Origin of the sequence: Marinobacter sp., assembly GCF_035268745.1 — a bacterium.
In the GTDB taxonomy this organism is placed as follows: Bacteria; Pseudomonadota; Gammaproteobacteria; order Pseudomonadales; family Oleiphilaceae; genus Marinobacter.
The window spans coordinates 15429-35653 of record NZ_DATFKH010000057.1; the positions used below are offsets into that span (position 1 = coordinate 15429).

Below are 20225 nucleotides of genomic sequence, written 5' to 3' on the forward strand. Positions count from 1 at the left end.
CACTGAATCGTTGATCAGCCGGCTGCGGGCGTACGCAGATATTTGTAGACAGTGTTGCGGCTTACTCCGGCAGCCCGGGCGGTTCGGGAAATGTTCCTGCCATTGGCATGATAAAGCCGGGGTACCAACTCGCTGAGCGGTTCGGTCTGAATACCGGCCGGCTCAATGGCATCGGCGAAGAAGGCGTCAGGAAGGTGGGTTTCCTCTAGTATGGCGCCATCAGCCATGGCCATGCCAACCTGCAACGCATGAACGAGTTGGCGCATGTTGCCAGGCCAGGGATGGCGGGCCAGCAGGTCCAGCATGGCGCCACTCAGCGGTGGGCCGGGTTCTGCCCGCAACAGACGCTGGTGGACAAACCTGATCAGCGGTTCGATGTCGGTCCGTTCCCGCAGTGAGGGCAGTTCCACATTCAGCCCGGCAATCCGGTAATAAAGATCCTGGCGGAAATAGCCACGCCGGATATCTTCCCCAAGGCTGCGGTTGGTTGCCGAAATCAGCTTGATGTTTACCGGATAGCTTTCGGTGGAGCCCAGCGGAGTCACAATCCTCTGCTGCAGCACCCGTAACAGTCGGGACTGAAGCATCAGCGGCATTTCCCCGATCTCGTCCAGAAACAGTGTGCCGCCGTCCGCCTGGCGGATCAGACCGATATAGCCTTTGTTGTGGGCCCCGGTGAAGGCGCCTTTTTCATAGCCGAACAACTGGGATTCCGCGAGTTCAGAGGGAATCGCGGCGCAGTTGACGGCAATGAGCGGCCCTGAGGAACGGCTGCTGTGATAGTGCAGGCTTCGAACCAGAATCTCCTTGCCGGACCCGGTTTCACCGAAGACAAGAATCGGAATGTCTTTTTCCATAATCTTGCGGGCCTGCCCGACCAGCCTGCGCACCCGGGTGTCGCCATGTTCGAGATTTTCAGGCGCTACTACGTCTTCTGGAATCAGGCCCTCGGGAATTGCCGCCGCTATTGTTCCATCTTGCTCAGCCTCGAAAGCGTCAGCGCTCTGCCGGTGATCGGCTGAGTCATCCTTATTCTGCGTTGAAACTTGCGCGGGAGCCCGGGAAGCCGAGAGTTGCGCGAAGATCTGATGATTGCCGTTTGCCTTCAGCCGTGCGGGCTGTCTGGCGGCAACCGAGGTCAGTGTTTCAGGCGTTACGTCAAAAATCTGTTGTACCGGGACGTTCAGTACATTTTGTCCCAGCATGGTGCGGGCGCGACGGTTGGTAGCACGAACAACGCCGTTGAAGTCAATAACCAGCAGGCCGGCCCAGTTACTGTCAAGGCTGGATGGGCTTGAGTTGAACTTGAGAATATGCGCCTTGCCCTGATAAGCCTCGAACAACAGACGATTCTCAATGCCGTGGGACATGAGTTTGACCATGCCAAGCGAGTAATCGCCGCTCATTCTGGTTGTTGATTGAAGGCAGAGAACGCCGGACTGGAGGCCGCGGGCGTCGAAGATGGGTATGGCTGTACCGGCCTGGGTTTCGCTCAGGGTATTGCCGGGCTGGACTGCTTCGACATTGGCTGTCGGTTGTTCGTCAGGGTGCCAGGCCTGAAGGATGGTTCCTTCTCTGTCTGCCAATACCACTACGCACTGAACTTTTTGCAACATGTTGTGGAAGTAAGGAGCGATTTCCCTTGCTGTCGCTGCGATCAGGCCAGCGTGCTGGTCCCGGAGGACTGTCAGTTCTCTGGAATATCGGCTCATATTAACTACCCTGTAGTGTTCGTTTCAGAGAAACCGGCACTGCTTTGGGGGATAAAAATGTGTTTGCGAACACTTGAAGTATTGTATACCGAACCTGCATTGGTCAATGTTCGTTTTCCGGATTGAAAGCGTCTGGCCCCGGGCTTTTCAGGTGAAAGGTAAGTAAAATATTGAAAAATATAGTTTTAGGCATGTCATTGATTCTGTTCAAACGAATCAGATCAAAATGAACAAATTGAACAGTTTGAACATGTGCAGTACAAGTGGCTGAATTCAAACCCTGTTCCAAATGCCTTGATTTTCCGGGTTTGAAAAAAAATATTTTCGTATCTTTTCGTTTTGGCATGCCTCTTGTACACTGAGTCAAAACCAAAACAACAACCGAAAGGGAAAAAGCATGTCTCTGACGCTGCAGAACGTATCGCGCGTTGTGGACGGAGAGACCTGGATATCGGACGTCACCATGACGCTGGAGCCGGGTTCCTTTAACGTCCTTCTTGGCCGGACACTGGCCGGCAAGACTTCTCTGATGCGCATCATGGCAGGCCTGGACAGACCGTCCAGCGGTAAAATCCTGATGGACGATGTGGAGGTGACGGGTGTTGCCGTCCAGAAACGGAACATCTCCATGGTTTACCAGCAGTTCATCAACTACCCGACCATGAGCGTGTTCGAAAACATCGCCTCGCCCCTCAGGCTTGCCAAAACACGCCAGCAGGAAATTGACAAGCGTGTTCGTGAAACCGCCGAGCTACTGAAGATTGACAATCTGCTGGACCGGCTGCCACTTGAGCTTTCCGGTGGTCAGCAGCAAAGGGTTTCCATGGCCAGGGCGCTGGTAAAGGATGCCGATGTGGTACTTTTTGATGAGCCCCTGGTCAATCTGGATTACAAGCTGCGGGAGGCGCTGCGCAGTGAGTTGAAGGAGCTGTTCCAGGCTCGTAACTGCATTGCGGTTTATGCCACCACCGAGGCTCAGGAAGCGCTGGCCCTTGGCGGTGAAACTGCTGTTCTGCATGAAGGCCGTTTGCTCCAGAAGGGGCCGACTCCGAGGGTCTACCACCAGCCGCAGGATATCGAGACTGCAGAAATTTTTTCCGAACCACCCATTAATATTGTCCCGGGACGAGTCACCGAGAACCAGGTGACCTTTGATGAGCAGGTGCATTTCCGGCTGAATTCGGATCTGGGCTCGCTGGCGGCGGGTCAGTACACCTTCGGCGTTCGCCCGTCGCATATCGGGCTGGTACCCAGGGAAGACGACGATCTGGAAATCCCGGTGACTGTGGATCTGGCGGAAATCAGTGGCTCGGAAACCTTCCTGCACGTCCATACTGAGCACTTTGAGCTGGTCCTGCACCTGCAGGGAATTTACCAGTACCGTCCGGACGAACAGATCAAGGTATATTTCCCCACCCACAAACTTTATGCATTCGCGTCGGACGGCAGGACAATTCTGGTGCCCGGCCGGGCGGAGGGTCTCTGATATGGCAGAAATAACCCTGAAAACGCTGGCCCATTCCTACAGCAAGAAGCCCGCGGGCCCGGAAGATTACGCGATCCGCAAGATGGAGCATGTCTGGGCCCAGGGTGGCGCCTATGCATTGCTTGGTCCCTCAGGTTGCGGCAAGTCCACACTGCTGAACATCATTTCCGGCCTGGTGACGCCCTCGGAAGGGGATGTGCTGTTTGATGGCAAGCGGATGAACGAGCTGCCGCCGGAAAAGCGCAACATCGCCCAGGTTTTCCAGTTTCCGGTGATCTACGACACCATGACGGTGTACGACAATCTGGCTTTCCCGCTGCGCAATCAGGGTGGCTTCTCCGAAGAGAGGATCCGGGAGAAAGTGCAGGAGGTGGCGGACGTTCTTGAGTTGTCCGGCGAACTGAAGCGCAAGGCCAAGAACCTCAGTGCCGACCAGAAACAGAAAGTGTCCATGGGACGGGGTCTGGTCCGTGAGGACGTCACTGCGATTCTGTTTGACGAGCCGCTCACGGTTATTGATCCGCAGCTCAAATGGCGACTTCGCCGCAAGCTCAAACAGATCCACGAGCGTTTCGACATCACCATGGTCTACGTCACCCACGATCAGTTGGAAGCCTCTACCTTTGCCGACAAGATCGCGCTTATGTATGAGGGGCAGATTGTCCAGTTTGGCACACCGCAGGAACTGTTCGAGCGCCCGGCCCATACCTTTGTTGGCTATTTCATCGGCAGCCCCGGCATGAATTTCTTCGAGCCGAAGCTGACGGATGAAGGGCTGGTCTTCAATGGCAAGCACATACCAGTCAGTGAGCAGGTGCTCGCGAAGGTTCGCAGCAGCGGTTCCGGCAACATCAGGTTTGGCATCCGCCCCGAGTTCGTCACGCTCGGGAAGGACGCCGACGATCAACCCTACGAGGTGACCGTCACCGATATCGAGGATCTGGGCACCTACCGGATGGTCGATGTGAAATTCGGTGACGTCACTGTGAAGGTGCGTATTCCGGAAGACGAGCCGGTTCCACATGAGGTGGCCAGCATCGGCTTCCCTGAACCCTGGCTCAAGGTATATGTCGACGAGCGGTTAGTGGAGGCAGATCATGAACAAGATTGAAAACAATAAAGCATGGTTTTTTGTAATCCCGGTCTTTGTGGTGGTGGCGTTTTCTGCCGTTATCCCGTTGATGACCGTCGTTAACTATTCGGTACAGGATATTTTCGGCGCCAACTCGGCCTTCTGGACCGGCACGGAATGGTACCGGGAAATGCTCCGGAACCCGGATCTGCAGGCCGCTCTTTTGAGGCAGTTCGCCTTTTCCTTTGCCATTCTTGCGATTGAGGTGCCTCTGGGCATTGGCATTGCGTTGCTGATGCCCAAGAAAGGCTGGGCAGCCTCGGCGGCGCTCGTTCTTGTGGCCATGCCGCTACTGATACCGTTAAACGTGGTCGGAACCATCTGGCAGATACTTGCCCGTGCAGACATTGGTTTGCTGGGCTGGAGTCTGAGCAGCCTGGGCATGGACTACAACATCAATGCCAATGCCGCAGACGCCTGGTTCACCATCATTCTGATGGATGTCTGGCACTGGACGCCGCTGATTGCGCTGCTCAGCTATAGTGGCCTGCGTGCCATCCCCGACGCCTATTACCAGGCCGCCCGTATTGACCGCGCTTCGCGCTGGGCGGTGTTCCGTTACATCCAGCTGCCCAAGCTGAGTAACGTGCTGGTGATTGGTGTGCTGTTGCGGTTCATGGACTCTTTCATGATCTACGCCGAGCCCTTCGTGCTGACCGGAGGTGGGCCTGGCAGCTCCACCACTTTCCTCAGTCAGGCGCTGACCACCATGGCTGTCGGGCAGTTCGACCTGGGGCCCGCGGCCGCGTTCTCCATCATTTACTTCCTGATCATTCTGGCCGTCAGCTGGGTGTTCTACACCGCGATCATGACTGCGCAGAAAGACAAGTCAGCCCAACAATAAAAGCAAGGGGACAGACGTGAAATCACGCATCGCATTCATTGTTTATCTGATCATCATGATCCTGCCGATTTACTGGCTGGTAAACATGTCGCTCCAGACCAACTCGGAGATCCTCGGCGAACTCAGTTTCTGGCCACAGAATCTGACGTTCGACAATTACGCCCGGATTCTGACCGACGCAAGCTGGTACATGGGCTATGTGAATTCCATGACCTATGTGTTCATGAACATGGCCATCAGCCTGACGGTGGCCCTGCCGGCCGCTTATGCCTTCAGCCGCTACAAGTTCGTGGGCGACAAGCACCTGTTCTTCTGGCTGCTGACCAACAAGATGGCGCCGCCCGCCGTGTTCGCACTGCCGTTCTTCCAGCTGTATTCATCGGTAGGGCTGTTCGATACCCACATCGCTGTGGCGCTGGCGCACACCCTGTTCAACGTCGCACTTGCGGTCTGGATTCTGGAAGGCTTTATGAGCGGTGTACCCAAGGAAATCGACGAAACCGCCTATATCGATGGCTACAGCTTTCCGAAGTTCTTCGTGAAGATCTACATCCCGTTGATTCGCTCCGGTATTGGCGTGACCGCTTTCTTCCTGTTCATGTTTTCCTGGATCGAATTATTGCTGGCCAGAACCCTGACGGCTACCTCCGCTCAGCCTATTCAGGCCATCATGACCCGAACCCAGGGCGCGTCCGGAATCGACTGGGGCACGCTGGCAGCGGCTGGTGTTCTTACCATTGTGCCTGGCATTGCCGTGGTCTATTTCGTTCGTAATCACATTGCCAAGGGCTTCGCCCTGGGCCGTACCTGAGGAGGCTTGTTATGAGCTGGATGCACTGGACCGGCCCGACGGCAGGATTCTTTATTTCAATTGCCCTGATTCTGACGGGCATGACCGTATGGCAGTACTTTTCGCCCAGTATTGAGCGAAAAGGCTTCCTGCCGATCAGCACGACCCGTGGTGATCGGCTGTTCATTGGCCTGCTGACCAGTGCGTTCATTCACCTCGCCTATCTGGGAGTGACTGACGCTCATGTTTTGTGGGCAACAGCAGTTTCTGTGGCATGGATGGTCATTCTGATGCGCTGGGGTTAGGGAGCTGTTCAGAGGCTCTTCAATTCAAATAAAAGGACTTACCTTCTTACAGGGATGCAAACAAAGCTAAATGAGGTCTGTATGAAAAACAAGAAAATCAATTACCTTTCGCTGATGGTTTCAGGGGCTCTCCTGGCATCGTCGCAGGTATATGCGCAGGACTACCGGGCGGCGGCTGAGAAGGCTCTGGATGAGCACTTCCAGCGCTCAACCCTGTCAAGGGAAGAGCAGCTCAGGGAGCTGGAGTGGTTCATCAAGGCCGCCGAGCCGTTCCGTGGTATGGATATCAAAACGGTGGCAGAAGGCCTGACCACCCACACCTACGAAGCGGAAGTGCTGGCCGAAGTCTTCACTGACATCACCGGCATTAACGTTGAGCACAACATCATTGGTGAAGGTGATGTGGTGGATACCATGCAGACGCAGATGCAGTCCGACCGGAACATCTATGATGCGTTTGTCAACGACTCGGATGCCATCGGTACCCACCTGCGTTATGGCAAGACCATCGCCATCTCGGATGCGATGGACAACGAGTGGAAGGATTTCACCAACCCTTACCTGGATCTGGATGATTTCATCGGTCTGCAGTACACCACAGGGCCCGATGGCAAGATCTATCAGCTGCCGACCCAGCAGTTCGCCAACCTTTACTGGTTCCGCGCTGACTGGTTTGCCCGCGAGGATCTGCAGGATCAGTTCCAGGAGCGCTATGGTTATGACCTTGGGGTTCCTCTAAACTGGTCTGCCTATGAGGACATTGCCGAATTCTTCAGTGTTCATGTCCAGGAAATCGATGGTGAGCGTGTCTACGGTCACATGGATTACGGTCGTCGCGATCCCTCCCTGGGCTGGCGTTTTCACGACTCCTGGCTCTCCATGGCAGGCATGGGCAGCAAGGGAGTGCCTTTCGGCAACCCGGTGGACGACTGGGGCATCCGGGTGAATGAGAGCGGCAATCCGGTTGGTGCCAGTGTCAGCCGTGGTGGTGCCACCAACTCGCCGGCTTCGGTATATGCCCTCACCAAAATGGTTGAGTGGCTGCGGGACTATGCACCGGAAAGTGCCCGTGGCATGACCTTTGGCGAGGCCGGCCCGGTACCTGCCCAGGGCCAGATTGCCCAGCAGATCTTCTGGTACACCGCGTTCACCGCGGACATGACCGATCCCGACCTGCCGGTTACCGACGATGAAGGTAACCCGAAGTGGCGTATGGCCCCGTCTCCGACTGGTCCCTACTGGCAAGAGGGCATGAAGGTCGGTTATCAGGACGTGGGTTCCTGGACCTTCTTCAGCTCCACTCCCGATAAGCGTCGCACGGCCGCCTGGCTGTTTGCCCAGTTCACGGTTTCCAAGACGGTGTCCCTGGAGAAAACCATCGCTGGCCTGACGCCCATTCGTCGTTCCGACATTTTCTCGGACGAAATGACCGAACTGGCGCCCAAGCTTGGCGGTCTGGTGGAATTCTACCGCAGTGAAAACGAGAGCATGTGGACGCCGACAGGCACCAATGTGCCGGACTATCCGCGTCTCGCCCCGTTGTGGTGGCAGAACCTGGCACCAGCAGTCAATGGTGAAGTAACGCCCAAGGCAGCACTGGATGACCTGGCCCAGGCCATGGACCGCACCATGTCACGTCTGGCACGTGCGGACGTGTTCTCGAAATACGCTCCGATCCTCAACGAACCTCGTGATGAGCAGTACTGGCTGGATCAGCCCGGCGCACCCAAGCCGGAGCTGGAGAACGAAAAACCCCAGGGCAAGACCAAGCCGTACGATCAGATGATGGAAGAGTGGATGGCCAAATAAGGCGAATCCAACCCATGACTGGCCCTGCCAGCCCGCGATTTCGTGGGCTGGCAGGGGCCAGGTGTTTGCGTTTACTGCTATGAACACCCCCGACAGCCACTGAAAGTTCGTTTGCGAATATTCGGTCAGCTGTTGCCTCCGGTCATTTTATATGACTCCTGCCACACTTATACACGAATTTTCAAAGCCCGGGGTAATTCTTCTGATTTCCGATATAACAAAATCATATTTAAAAATGTTCTTTTTCGCTTGTTAATGTTCGTTAACGAATAATACAATCGCTGTGATCCTATAAAAACAACATGATCAGACAGGTTAAATATTATGGAACGTATCCGATCCGTACATGCCCGGGAAATTCTGGACTCCCGTGGCTTTCCGACAGTAGAGGTGGACGTTGAACTGGGAAACGGCGTCGTCGGGCAGGGGCGGGCCCCTTCCGGTGCATCCACTGGTTCCCGGGAGGCTCTGGAAAAGCGCGACGGTGATCCCAAGCGTTACAACGGCAAAGGTGTGCTGGATTCCGTAAACGCTGTCAACCGCCACATTGCCCCAGCCCTTGAACGCCGGGTGGTTTTTGATCAGTTGGTGATTGACCGGCTGATACGCCAAATGGATGGTACCGACAACAAATCCGGTTTCGGGGCCAACGGCATTCTTGCGGTTTCTCTGGCCCTTGCCAGTGCGGCCGCAAATTACCGCCAGCAGCCGCTCTACCGCTACCTTGCCGAGCTTTACGGTTACTCCTCGCCCTGCGTTCTGCCGGTACCGATGATGAATATCATCAATGGCGGTGCCCATGCTGACAATACCGTGGACCTGCAGGAGTTCATGATCCAGCCCGTCAGTGCACCGAATTACAGTGAAGCGCTGCGCATGGGTGTGGAAACTTTTCATGCCTTGAAAGCCCTGCTCAGCAAGAGAGGACTCTCCACCGCTGTCGGTGATGAGGGCGGATTTGCACCCAACCTGCGTTCCAGCAAAGAAGCGCTGGACCTCATTCTGGAAGCGGTAACCGCAGCGGGTTACCGCCCCGGAACCGACATCGTACTGGCGCTGGATTGCGCGGCTTCCGAGTTCTATCACCACGGCAAATATGAATTGTCCGGCGCTGGAGAGAGCTTCGGTTCGGCAGGCTTTGCCGACTACCTGGCGGACTTGGCAACACAATACCCTATCGCCTCGATCGAAGACGGTATGGATGAGAATGACTGGGACGGCTGGCAGCTGTTAACCGAAAAACTCGGTGAGCGTGTGCAACTGGTGGGTGACGATCTGTTCGTGACCAACACCGCCCTGATCGCTGAAGGCATCAAACGGAACATTGCCAACTCGGTACTAATCAAGTTCAACCAGATCGGCACACTTTCAGAAACGTTTGAGGCCATCGGAATGGCCCAGGATGCTGGTTATACCGCGGTCATCTCCCATCGCAGCGGAGAGACCGAAGATACCTTCATTTCCGATCTCGCGGTGGCCACCAGAGCAGGCCAGATCAAGACCGGATCTCTGTGCCGTTCGGACCGGGTGGCGAAGTACAACCGGCTGCTGCGCATTGAGCAGCACCTGGGAGCTGACGCTTTTTATCCCGGCGTCGGTGCAATTCGCTGCGCTCTTGACAGCTGAGAAATCAAAGCCAGGAATTACAGGAGACACACCATGAGAAAGCCGATCCTGATTGGCAACTGGAAAATGAACGGAAGCCTTCACTCCAACCAGGCGCTGATTGTCCGGGTGCTCGCTAGAATACGGCCGTTTTGTAAAACCATCGATATGGCAATCTGCCCGCCGTTTCCCTACCTGTTTCAGGTGCGGGACCTGCTGGGATACACGGGTGTTGCACTGGGGGCACAGAACGTCAGCTGCGCGACGTCCGGCGCCCATACCGGGGAGGTAAGCGCTACCATGCTTGCGGAAATGGGATGCCGTTACGTTCTGGTCGGTCATTCTGAGCGTCGCTCCCTTTATCACGAGTCTGACAATGATACAGCTGCCCGGTTCCGGCAGATAAAAGCCTGCGGAATGGTTCCTGTGCTGTGTGTTGGTGAAACCCTGAAAGAGCGGGAGCAGGGCCGGACAGAGGAAGTCGTGGAGCGCCAGTTGCGAGCCGTTATCGATGAAAATGGAATGGCTGCGGTTGCCGGCTGCATTGTCGCCTACGAACCGGTCTGGGCTATAGGTACTGGCCGGACAGCAACACCGGACCAGGTCAATGAAACTCACCGGGCTATCCGTCAGTTTCTGGAAAACTGCGCCGCAGGTGCGGGGCAGTCCACGCGCATCGTTTATGGCGGCAGTGTAAACGCCGCCAATGCTGCGGAACTGTTTCAGTCTCCGGAAGTTGACGGTGGTCTGGTTGGTGGCGCGTCCCTGAAGGCAGACGAGTTTTCAGGCATTGGTGCTGCGCTGGCAAACACGGTTACCCAGACAGATAGCTCCTGCGACGCAGTTGACTCATTTCAAATGGAATAGAGCAGCGGCATTTGGATATCGCAACACGGGTGCATGATTTTTTCCCGGTTCTTGCCGACGTCCCGGAAAAGTTCCGGCCTGATTATGGGTAATACGGTGGTGTTCAAGCCAGCGAAATTGGCCAACAACTGAGCATCTTCGGGCGTGACCCGGAACAGGTGGGACATCTTGTGGACACACTGGCCACGAAAGCGGGCGATCAGGACAAGGAGCTGATTAATGGGATCGTAAAGGGTCGTTTCTCCGGCTTCCTGAACACCGATATCATTTTATAGCGATGACCGTTTGTGGATAATGACTGACGAGCGGCGGGAGATTTGGAACGGCAACTAAAATGGGCCGCCAGACAAGACATTCTGAAAAGAGGTCCGACATGCCGGCTGTGGTTATCGTTACAATGGTTTTGCTGCTCGCGGTGAGCCCCGCCAGGGGGGAGTGGGTCACTGTCTCCGGCACCGCAATGACCACGGCCATTGAGATGGAATACTGGGTTGAGGATTCCGCTAAAGCAACGGCACCCGGGGAAGCGGTGTTGGCGCTGTTTGACCGGATTGATCGTCAGCTCAGCCGCTACCGGGCGGACTCCGAGGTATCCCGGGTCAATCGGCAGGCGGCGGATGGACCGGTCGCTGTCAGCGCCGGCCTGTTCCGGATTCTGCAGAAAGCCCGGGAAGTGTCAGAACTCAGTAACGGCGCATTCGATATCAGCTTCGGCTCGGTGGGCTATCTCTACGACTATCGCAAACGCCAGAAGCCGTCTGATGACGAAATCGCCAGGCGCCTGGCCAGCATTGACTATCGGGATGTGGTGCTGAGTCCGGACCAGAAGACCGTGGAGTTTCGCAAATCGGGCACTCGCATTGATCTTGGTGGTATCGCCAAGGGTTATGCCGTGGACGCTGGCATTGAACTGCTGAAAGAGTGGGGCGTCCGCCATGCCCGCCTGAGCGCCGGCGGCGATATGAGATTGCTGGGCGACAAACGCGGTAAACCCTGGATAGTCGGTATACAGGATCCGCGATCGGAAAGCCGCAATGTACTGGTCATGCCGCTGGCCGATGTTGCGATATCCACGTCCGGAGATTATCAGCGTTTTTTCTTTGATGAAGCAGGAGAGCGTGTCCATCATATCCTTTCGCCGGCGACCGGCAAGCCGGCAAAGGGGATTCAGAGTGTCACCATTCTGGGCAATGACGCCCTGACCACCGATGGCCTGTCGACGGCGGTTTTCGTGCTGGGGGCGGGCAGGGGCTTGACCCTGATTAACCGCCTAAGCGGTATTGACGCAGTGATCGTCGATGAGCTCAGGCAGGTACATTATTCCAGCGGGCTGATGCCCCCGGCCGGAGATTCCTGATTCCAGTCAGGGCGGGCCGGTATCAGCCCAGTGGCTCTATGCCTACCAGCCGGTCGCGACTCTGGGGGCTGCCCAGGCCGTGGCCGTTCATCACCTCTTCGAACCGGCCTTCCTCGCCATTGAGCGCCATGTAATTCAATACCACTGTCTGAACCAGCTGGTTCACGTTATTGGCGGCCGGGCTGGAAGCCGTTTCCACTGATGCGTCCGACCGCATGAAACCGATCTGCTGGTTGCGGGCAACAGGCTTGCCGGTGGGGTTGTATACCAGATAGAAAGAGGCCGCCGTCTGCTGGTTGTCCCCGGTCCATTCGCCTTTACCACGGCCACCTTCGCTATCATCAAGCCGGCCATTGCTGGAAACCGAACCGTCACTGAAAACATAGAGCATCAGCCGGGTCTGGGTCCGGTGAGCGTATTCCAGGCAGGCTCCCATGCAGCGTCCGGCAAGATAGTCCCGGGACTCGCCAGTTGCACGCTCGCCGGTGTGGTAATCGTAGCCACCGAGAGTAATGGTGCCGGCCCCGGCGTACTGGTTCTGAACCAGCTTCATCACCGAAGCGGTCTTGCGGAATTCCCGGCTCAGGCGGTTGTTGCCGTTGAATTCTGCGTCGGTAAAAATGCCGGTGCTGCCGACGATTTCCGGGTCCCTCGACGGATCAACGGCGGCAGGATCGCCATATTCCTCAATCAGGTGAGCGCTTTTGATATAGCCGCAATCCACCTGGCTCTTGATGTCCGCGTCATTCGCCAGGCCGGTACTTACTGCGCCCTGGTTGAGCTTGTTGAGGCTGATGTTGCGAATCGATTCCAGCACTGACACGGCGTCACTCTGATTCAGAATCGAGGTCAGGTCGCCGACATCCACAAGGCCGGTGGCATCGGTGGGACGGTCCACCTTGGTTGGCCGGGCTTTGGGGTTGACCAGGCTCATGGGCGCCATGGAATTGCCGCCGCTTTCAGAGCTCTGGGAGCCTACCAGCGACAGCAGTTCGCCATCCGCTCCGGCTTTCAGGATGCCGTACATGGGGTTATGGGGATTGTTGCCGGTGTCGTTTTCCGAGCGGGCCGCGATAACAGCTCCGTTGATAAACGCCCGGGCGCCAATCGATGTGCTGTCCTGCATCCCGCGCAGGAAACCGCTGTCGGAATGGAATGCCAGTCCGAACTCCTGGTTCACAAACTGGGGCTGATCGGGAAGCATGTCTCCCGGCAGGCCCAGTTTGCTGTAACCCGCCGTGCTGAGGAAATCAAACTGGCCGCCGGATTTACCCATCAGCACGTTCGAGCCCACAATGTTGGCGCCGCCGGCGAGGTCAAAACAGATAAAAGGAACCTTGCCACCTCCGGAAGTCCGGATACCACAACCCAGTTTTCTGTCTTCCAGTTCCTGGGAAAGTGCAAACGCTTTGCCCGGTGCCAGCAGGTTGAGCATGGCCGCCCCGGAGAGCGTGGCCGCGCCGGCCATGAATCCCTGGGCAATAAACTCCCGGCGGGTTTTCGGCCGGGCATGGTCCGGGTGAAACAGCGGCTCTTCAAAGGATTTAGCGCGCTTACGCTGACTTTTAATAAGCATGGTCATGGTTCCTACTGAATCAGTGTCGTGGCGCTGCCGAGAACAGCCGCACAGCTTGCCTTGACAACGGTTTCGGTGCGCCCGGGCGGGCAACTGCCGCCACAGTCGGACAGTTTCGTCATCAGTCCGCCAAGCTCATTTTCAATGGCGGTATTGGCCGGTTGGGTTGCAAGATTTTCGCCGACAAATTCACGGATAAGCGGACCGGTGACCTGGGCCTGGCCAGCCACATCGAAAGCAGTCGCCGCATTTTCGGTGAAACTGAAGTCCGGGAAAAAGGCGTTCCGGCGGCTCTGATCCGATACCAGCAGGTCGCAGTACTGGATCGCCATCTGGGTGATTGCCATCTGATGGGATGCCAGGAAACCCTCGATGTTTTCGACTGTGGGCAGCTGCTGTTTGACCTTGGTGAATGTTGTGGCCACGGCCTCGGCCGTTACCGGAATACCGGTGACTTTTGACATGGACGCGTTCACCTCATCGAAGGTTTTCAGGCCAATCGCCGATACCGGTTCAAGGTCGACCGGCTCTGGCTGGGCTGTCAACAGGCCCTCGCTGCGGACGTCCCTGCGCTCGTCAAGCCGTTCGAACGTCAGGAAGAATTCGTCGGCATCCGGTCCGTCCTCCAGGGCGATGACGGTACCAAGCCGGGACAATGGCTGGCCACTACCGGGCTGATAGTCAGCGCCGCCGAGGGTCAGGTTGAGGTTGGCGAAAGCCTGCCCCACCACGGGTTCTCTGCCATTGATTCCGATCCGCATACCTTCGAGCGGAACCGCGGACGGCGATTTTTCATCGTCAAGGTCGATGTAGAAGGGATTGGAGAACAGGTAACCAAAGCTGTCGAACTGGCTTACCTCGAAGACGATAAAGCTCTGGTCCATGCCGTCGATCAGGTGGGAAACGCTGAACAGCAGGAAGAACTTCTGGCCGACGCCAACTTCGAAATTGACCTGGACCTGCTCCGGGGTCAGGGCGCGGTTGTGAATGGCCACCATACGCAGAGCGCCTTCCCAGGGGGAGTTGCCGTCGGTTTCGTTGCCAAAGACCAGAGCAAAGGTGTCATCCCAGTCGGTCAGCAGGCCCGGGTCGTCCGGATCCAGGTCACCGGTAGCCTGGCCGTTCACGAAAATTTCACGGCCTTTGCCCGGGGAATAATTGACCACCACATGCTGCAGTGTTGCCTGCAGAAGCATCGGATTGTTCTCGGTCGAGAAAGCCATGTTCTGGTCACTTGTAGTGCTGCGGTGCAGCACGTCATAGAGCTGTTCGGTTTGCCCGAGGGTCAAGTTACGGGCTGTTGAGCTGCCGGAGTAGGTGATAATCCGGGCATCTTCCTGCACCACGTTGCCCGGCACCACCCAGGCTTCAAGGCTGTATTCACCGGACCCTGTCAGCAGGGCGTGGAGTTTGCTGCTGGCCTCGGTTGAACCCTGGGCCTTGCCAGCGCTGACTGTGGCACCGCTTTCGTTCTGAAACGAAGGCCCGAATTCAACGCCCCAGCCGCCAACCCAGCCGACATTGCCGCTCAGGGCCATATCCAGGGCAGGGGCGACACCGCTGGTATCGAAGGCAGTCTGGCCCTCTCCGGTCTTGAATTCGTAGAGCGCAATGACGTTGTCTTCAAACCGGCCGCCGGCATTCGCCAGCAGTCCGTCCTGGTTCAGATTCAGGGCTTTGCTGGTGACCAGATTTTCCGCTATCGGCTCTGGTTCGCCGAGCGTGGCAATGAAATTCTGTATCGCCGCAAGCATGATCATTGCCGAGTCAGTGCAACTGCCATCCCAGCAATTATGCTGCTCGTCCCTCAGGCGCTGGACCAGCCGCGAAGAGGCATCCGCGAGCAGGACCGGATTATTGTCGGAGTCTTCAAGGTCGCCCAGGTCAATCCGGCTCTTCGCCTGGTCATAGGCGATTGCCACATCGGCACTGGCAATGTAGGGGGTCTGACCGCTGCCGGTGTGACATTCGCTGCAGTATTCCGTCAGGAGCGGGTAAACATGTGTTGCGAAGCCGCTGGAATCTTCCGGGAACGCCAGCGTGTTGCCGACATCCTTGATGGCCGGGGCGCGAAGCTCAACGGTCTTGACTGAACCCTCAGCGCCATCCGCCCAGTTGACAATGTAAGCGGTGAGAATATCGGCGCAGGCTGTCGTGCTTTCCAGCCAGCACTGGTGACCACCGGCCACTTTGGTAACCAGCTGGGACTGGGACGGGTCCGCCAGATTTACAATCGTATTGGCCCGGGCGTAAGCGATGTTGATGTCGTTCTGATGAACAAACTGGGGGGACTGGCCACCATCATTGTGGCAGGAACCGCACCGGTTCTGTGGCGCCAGATTGTCCCAGATGCTGCGCTTGAAATTCAGCACATCATCGGTGGCCGGTACCGGGCCACTGTAGCTTACGGTGGTACTTCCGGTTGTGGTATCCGGCAGTGATTCGGTGGACTCGCCGCCACAGCCGCTCAGTAGCAGGGCAGAGGCAATCAGGGCCAGCAAGGCATGGGTGGGGCGGATTCCGGAACAACGGATAATGTTCATATTCTCTTACGCCCCCTTGCAGTACGCGGCGGATTCGGCGAACACATCTTTCAGGTTGTAGCCCTGCTTGAAGATGGTCACGATGCTGTTTACCGCTGCGATGTCCTCGGCGTTACCCGGGCTGCGAAGGCAGACGTTGCGGAACACCTTGGTTACCTGGCACTGGGCAAAGGCATCGGAATTGGCGAATTCCCGGCCCAGGCTTTTGGCGCCGCTGCCAGATCCCGGCAGCCCGGTATCCCAGCCCAGGCGCCGGTTGGCTCCTGAGCGCCAGTAGTTGTCCCAGCGATCATCAGGGGTAACGAAGCCCTGTTCGAAAGTAGTGGAGTTGATGTGGTACTTTGCCACGACGCGAGTGCCGGTTTCAGGGTTGATTTCGCCGGTGGCGTTGTAGATCAGCCGCCCCTGTTCGCCGTCGGGATCATTGTCCGGGTCGTATTCGTAATCGTAATAGGCGAAGGCCTGGGTCATCGGGTCCATGCCGGTGTGGCAGCCGACGCAGTTGTTCAGGAACACGCGGCTGTCACCACCGGGGCTGCGGGATACGTCCTGGCGGATGCGGTCAGGTGGCAGGGAGACGTCCGCCACCTGTTCCAGATCGTTGCACATATGGTTGATCAGGGTGAACCGGAACATGGCGCGGTTGGTACCGGCGCTGAAAAATGCGCGTGCTGCCGCCCGGGTCGTTATCACCCCCGCCGTGGCATCCGGCGGCAGTTCGGTATTCATCGCGGATTGCGAAGTGCGTTCCAGGACGGTGGGGTCGCTCAGGCTCAGACCAGAGGCCTCAAGCTCTTCGTAATGGGCATTGTTGCTGTTTGAATGGGGCGCAATATTCAGATTCGAGGCGCCCTTGTAAAGAATATCCCCCTGGAGGACATCCCGGAAATCGATATTTGCGCTGTCAGTGTCACGGACGATTCCTATCACGGTGGCAGTGTAATCATTCAGTGGCACAAATGGAGACATCGCTTCGTTGGTCCAGGGCGCGACGAAGTTTTTCAGGGTGACGTCGTAAAAGGCAGGGTCCTGCAGTGCCAGTTCCGCGGCGGCTACGGCATTGCCGCCCTGTAACAGCTGCTCCATTTCAGCAAGCTTGGCCGCCGATGGTGGTACTCCGGCAATCCTGTCATGTATACGTTTGGCCTGCTCTCGTGCTCCGGCCTCCGCCTGCGGGGCCTGAACCCCGGTAATGATTACCAGGAAAGCTATGGCCAAAGTCCGTGAAACCAGTTGCCTGGCTGCCTGAAAGACTGTCATCATTGCGTTCCCCGGTGTCGTTCGGTGTCAAGCTTTACGCTGATTCTACCGCTTTTCAGAGCTTAGTCGAGTTATAGCCGGTGCTTTTGCGTGGCAGGTCACGTTATTACACTGCGTCACACAAAAGCCTTGGAGCGCTTGCAGTCACAGGCATTAGGTTATGAAAGGGATTTCAGGACCGATGAGGACTACTGACGTTGACCTTGATAATGAGAGATAACATAACAGGTTGCTGGCAGTCGCGGCCCTCAGCGGCGGCAGCATCTGTGCGTTGGCGTGCACTGCGGGCGCTGTTGCTGATACTGGCTCCGGCCCTGATGGCAGGTTGTCTTGCCAACAGCGGTGGTGACGCAACAGACCCGGTTGCTGTTGAAAATCCGGTCGTCTTTGTTGAACGGCCGCTGCTGTTTGATGACAACGATGGTTCGCTCGTGGGCGATAACGTGGCGGAGCCTGCCACCTTCCGCCCCGGTGCCCGCCTTTTGCTGAAAGACCGCGCCGCGCCCGATTCAGTGGCCAGAGACATCTCCTCCCGGGCATTCTCCGGAACCGGAACGATGAATGGCAATGGTGCACTGCCTTACGATGTGAAAGATCTCTCGGTGTCTGCTGATGGTTCGCAGGTGGTATTCGCCATGCGCGCGCCGGAAATTGAGGGTGCCGATGAGGAAGACCAGCCAACCTGGAATATCTGGCAATACAGCGTTGCTGATAACAGCCTTGAACGGCTGATTGCCTCAGATGTCACCGCCGCAGAGGGTCAGGACATCGCGCCTGCCTACCTGCCGGACGGCCGCATCGTGTTTTCGTCGACCCGCCAGCGTGCGTCCAGGGCCGTGCTTCTGGACGAGGGCAGGCTGCAGAACAAGCCGCAGTACGCAGCACTGGAAGAAGAGCGTAATGTGCCGGCATTCGTCCTGCATGTCATGGACGGTGACGGCGCAAACATCGAGCAGATCACCTTTAACCAGAGTCATGACCTGGACCCGCTGGTGCAGGATGACGGCACCATCCTGTTCAGCCGCTGGGATAATGCCGGGCAGACCAGGGATAACGGTTTCAACCTGTATCGCGTGAACCCGGACGGTACCGGTCTGACCTATATTTTCGGCCGGCATTCCCATAATCCGGATAACCTCGATACCGATGTTCAGTTCCTGCGTCCGCGCCTGAGCGACAACGGTCGCATTCTGGCTGCCTTGCGGCCCCTTGAAACCGCCAACTTCAGTGCTATCCCCACAACCATTGATACTGCCGGTTTTGTAGAAACCGGCCTTGCGGTTGATGGTTCACCCGGGTCTGGCCAGTCGCCGCTGGTTGGCGGTCTTGACGCTGGCGACGCCATTTCGCTTAATGGCAACTATGGGTCGGTGTCGCCATTACTGGACGGCAGCGGTCGCTACCTGATCAGCTGGAGCCCCTGTCGCCTCAGGCTGATCGGCGGAGACGGCACCATTCTGGGCTGCAACAGTGAGCGGGTGGCGTCCGGTGACTATGAGGCTGCGCAGCCTGCGTACGGGCTCTGGTTGCTGGACACTGGCGCGCAGACCCAGCGGCCCATTGAGCCTGCCGATGAAGGGCGACAAATTGATGAGGCGGTGTTGGTCCGCGAGCGCCCGTTACCGGATTTCATTCCGCAAGCACAACCCATGAATGAGGCCGCTGCCCTGGCGGACAACGGTTACGGCATTCTCGAGATTCGCAGCGTTTACGACGTGGATGGCGTCGATACCACTGAGGCTGGTATTGCGCAGACGGCCAACCCGGCCATGGTGTCGCCGGATGAATTGCCCGCGCGGTTCCTGCGCATCGAGAAACCGGTCTCTATTCCGGATGACACCGTGCGGGAGGTCGATAACACGGCCTTTGGCGTGAGCGGGGCGCAATCCATGCGGGAAATTGTCGGATACGTACCGATAGAGCCGGACGGCTCTGTGCGTGTTGCCGTGCCAGCGAATATCGCGTTCGCCATCAGCGTTCTGGATGACCAGGGCCAGCGGATGGATGGCCGGCACCAGAACTGGCTCAGCCTGCGGCCGGGGGAGGTCGTCACCTGCAACGGCTGTCACGATCCCGCGAGTGATGTTCCGCACGGCAGGCCGGATGCGGCGCCTGAGTCTGTATATGCCGGTGCACCAACGCAAGGCATACCTTTTCCCAACACCCTTGCCGTGCTGGCGATGCAGAAACCGGGCGATACCATGGCCCAGACCTGGGCGCAGAGTCCCGATCCTGACAAGAAAACCCGGATGCCCGGCCCCGATCTGGTTTATGTGGATGAATGGACAGATCCATCCCTTGCAACACCCGGCCAACCGTTTACGCTTTCCTACGCAAACCTGGGAACACCAGCGCCGGTCCTGCCGGAGTGCGCACAGGAATGGGCCACTGCCTGTCGCATCATAATCAATTACGAGCAGCATATTCACCCGATCTGGGGGCGGGAGCGGCTTGTTCTGAATGAAGCGCAAGAGCCGATTGACAATTACACCTGCACCGGCTGCCATAGCAATGAGGATGCGGCAGGTAACGTGCAGGTTCCAGAAGCACAACTGGACCTCAGCGATGGCCCCTCTGATCTCGAACCGGCTCATTTCAAGTCTTACCGGGAGCTTCTTTCCGGTGACAATGCGCAGGAAGTCAATGGCGGACTGTTGGCAGACATACAGGTACCCACCGGCGAGGTTTTACGGGATGAGGACACCGGTGAGCCATTGCTTGACGGCGCTGGTAACCAGATCCCGATACTGGAACCGGTCCCCGTCGCTGCCAGCATGTCTACGGCAGGTGCCAGAGCCAGTAACCGCTTCTTCAGCCGGTTCCGGCAAAATGGACCTCATGAGGGTTTTCTGAGCCCCGCCGAACTGCGGCTGATTTCCGAATGGCTGGATATCGGTGGGCAATATTACAACAACCCCTTTGACGCGCCGGTAAACTGA

At 57.2% G+C, this 20225-nt stretch carries 14 protein-coding genes; 10 read left to right on the forward strand and 4 right to left on the reverse strand.

Annotated features, from left to right (window positions below; all coding sequences use genetic code 11):
- Positions 1-14: 14 nt before the first annotated feature.
- Positions 15-1712 carry a sigma-54-dependent Fis family transcriptional regulator gene (locus VJ956_RS04870; RefSeq protein ID WP_324082237.1) on the reverse strand — a complete coding sequence of 566 codons (1698 nt, stop codon included), beginning with the start codon at positions 1710-1712 and terminating at the stop codon, positions 15-17.
- A 397-nt stretch (positions 1713-2109) separates the two neighbouring features.
- Between VJ956_RS04870 and VJ956_RS04875 the strand changes: the two genes are divergently transcribed.
- The 9 genes from VJ956_RS04875 to VJ956_RS04915 all read left to right on the forward strand — a co-directional run bounded on the left by VJ956_RS04875 (position 2110) and on the right by VJ956_RS04915 (position 11907).
- Positions 2110-3198 carry an ABC transporter ATP-binding protein gene (locus VJ956_RS04875; RefSeq protein WP_324082239.1) on the forward strand — a complete coding sequence of 363 codons (1089 nt, stop codon included), beginning with the start codon at positions 2110-2112 and terminating at the stop codon, positions 3196-3198.
- Between the two features lies 1 nt (position 3199).
- A complete protein-coding gene (locus tag VJ956_RS04880; protein ID WP_324082241.1) occupies positions 3200-4309 on the forward strand; it encodes an ABC transporter ATP-binding protein in 1110 nt (369 codons plus the stop codon).
- Entirely contained in the window at positions 4296-5174 is an 879-nt protein-coding gene (locus VJ956_RS04885) for a sugar ABC transporter permease (RefSeq protein WP_324082244.1), read from the forward strand. Before VJ956_RS04880 ends, VJ956_RS04885 begins: the two co-directional genes overlap by 14 nt.
- 55 nt (positions 5175-5229) lie before the next feature.
- Positions 5230-5985, forward strand: a complete 756-nt coding sequence (locus VJ956_RS04890) for a carbohydrate ABC transporter permease (RefSeq protein ID WP_324082614.1) — start codon at positions 5230-5232, stop codon at positions 5983-5985.
- An 11-nt stretch (positions 5986-5996) separates the two neighbouring features.
- Complete coding sequence (locus tag VJ956_RS04895) at positions 5997-6269, forward strand: DUF2160 domain-containing protein (RefSeq protein WP_324082245.1); 273 nt, start codon at positions 5997-5999, stop codon at positions 6267-6269.
- Between the two features lie 81 nt (positions 6270-6350).
- On the forward strand, positions 6351-8078 hold the full coding sequence (locus tag VJ956_RS04900) for an ABC transporter substrate-binding protein (protein ID WP_414674384.1): 1728 nt from the start codon (positions 6351-6353) through the stop codon (positions 8076-8078).
- A 324-nt stretch (positions 8079-8402) separates the two neighbouring features.
- Positions 8403-9704 (forward strand): phosphopyruvate hydratase, encoded by a 1302-nt coding sequence (gene eno, locus VJ956_RS04905; RefSeq protein WP_324082247.1) that lies wholly within the window; start codon positions 8403-8405, stop codon positions 9702-9704.
- A gap of 33 nt (positions 9705-9737) precedes the next feature.
- Entirely contained in the window at positions 9738-10550 is an 813-nt protein-coding gene (tpiA, locus tag VJ956_RS04910) for a triose-phosphate isomerase (protein ID WP_324082249.1), read from the forward strand.
- A gap of 373 nt (positions 10551-10923) precedes the next feature.
- Complete coding sequence (locus VJ956_RS04915; protein WP_324082251.1) at positions 10924-11907, forward strand: FAD:protein FMN transferase; 984 nt, start codon at positions 10924-10926, stop codon at positions 11905-11907.
- 22 nt (positions 11908-11929) lie between these two features.
- Here the strand turns inward: VJ956_RS04915 and VJ956_RS04920 are convergent, their stop codons facing one another.
- The 3 genes from VJ956_RS04920 to VJ956_RS04930 are packed head-to-tail and all read right to left on the reverse strand — an operon-like array spanning position 11930 to position 17289.
- On the reverse strand, positions 11930-13483 hold the full coding sequence (locus VJ956_RS04920; RefSeq protein WP_324082253.1) for a hypothetical protein: 1554 nt from the start codon (positions 13481-13483) through the stop codon (positions 11930-11932).
- An 11-nt stretch (positions 13484-13494) separates the two neighbouring features.
- Positions 13495-16026 carry a LamG domain-containing protein gene (locus tag VJ956_RS04925; protein ID WP_324082255.1) on the reverse strand — a complete coding sequence of 844 codons (2532 nt, stop codon included), beginning with the start codon at positions 16024-16026 and terminating at the stop codon, positions 13495-13497.
- A 6-nt stretch (positions 16027-16032) separates the two neighbouring features.
- On the reverse strand, positions 16033-17289 hold the full coding sequence (locus VJ956_RS04930; protein ID WP_324082257.1) for a hypothetical protein: 1257 nt from the start codon (positions 17287-17289) through the stop codon (positions 16033-16035).
- Positions 17290-17552: 263 nt separating this feature from the next.
- On the opposite strand from VJ956_RS04930, the gene VJ956_RS04935 reads away from it, so the two are divergent.
- Positions 17553-20225 (forward strand): hypothetical protein, encoded by a 2673-nt coding sequence (locus VJ956_RS04935; protein ID WP_324082259.1) that lies wholly within the window; start codon positions 17553-17555, stop codon positions 20223-20225.

Coding starts and splice junctions, on each gene's coding strand:
- VJ956_RS04870 (WP_324082237.1), bottom strand. CDS start 1,712: ATGAGCCGATATTCCAGAGAACTGACAGTCCTCCGGGACCAGCACGCT.
- VJ956_RS04875 (WP_324082239.1), top strand. CDS start 2,110: ATGTCTCTGACGCTGCAGAACGTATCGCGCGTTGTGGACGGAGAGACC.
- VJ956_RS04880 (WP_324082241.1), top strand. CDS start 3,200: ATGGCAGAAATAACCCTGAAAACGCTGGCCCATTCCTACAGCAAGAAG.
- VJ956_RS04885 (WP_324082244.1), top strand. CDS start 4,296: ATGAACAAGATTGAAAACAATAAAGCATGGTTTTTTGTAATCCCGGTC.
- VJ956_RS04890 (WP_324082614.1), top strand. CDS start 5,230: ATGATCCTGCCGATTTACTGGCTGGTAAACATGTCGCTCCAGACCAAC.
- VJ956_RS04895 (WP_324082245.1), top strand. CDS start 5,997: ATGAGCTGGATGCACTGGACCGGCCCGACGGCAGGATTCTTTATTTCA.
- VJ956_RS04900 (WP_414674384.1), top strand. CDS start 6,351: ATGAAAAACAAGAAAATCAATTACCTTTCGCTGATGGTTTCAGGGGCT.
- eno (WP_324082247.1), top strand. CDS start 8,403: ATGGAACGTATCCGATCCGTACATGCCCGGGAAATTCTGGACTCCCGT.
- tpiA (WP_324082249.1), top strand. CDS start 9,738: ATGAGAAAGCCGATCCTGATTGGCAACTGGAAAATGAACGGAAGCCTT.
- VJ956_RS04915 (WP_324082251.1), top strand. CDS start 10,924: ATGCCGGCTGTGGTTATCGTTACAATGGTTTTGCTGCTCGCGGTGAGC.
- VJ956_RS04920 (WP_324082253.1), bottom strand. CDS start 13,483: ATGCTTATTAAAAGTCAGCGTAAGCGCGCTAAATCCTTTGAAGAGCCG.
- VJ956_RS04925 (WP_324082255.1), bottom strand. CDS start 16,026: ATGAACATTATCCGTTGTTCCGGAATCCGCCCCACCCATGCCTTGCTG.
- VJ956_RS04930 (WP_324082257.1), bottom strand. CDS start 17,289: ATGATGACAGTCTTTCAGGCAGCCAGGCAACTGGTTTCACGGACTTTG.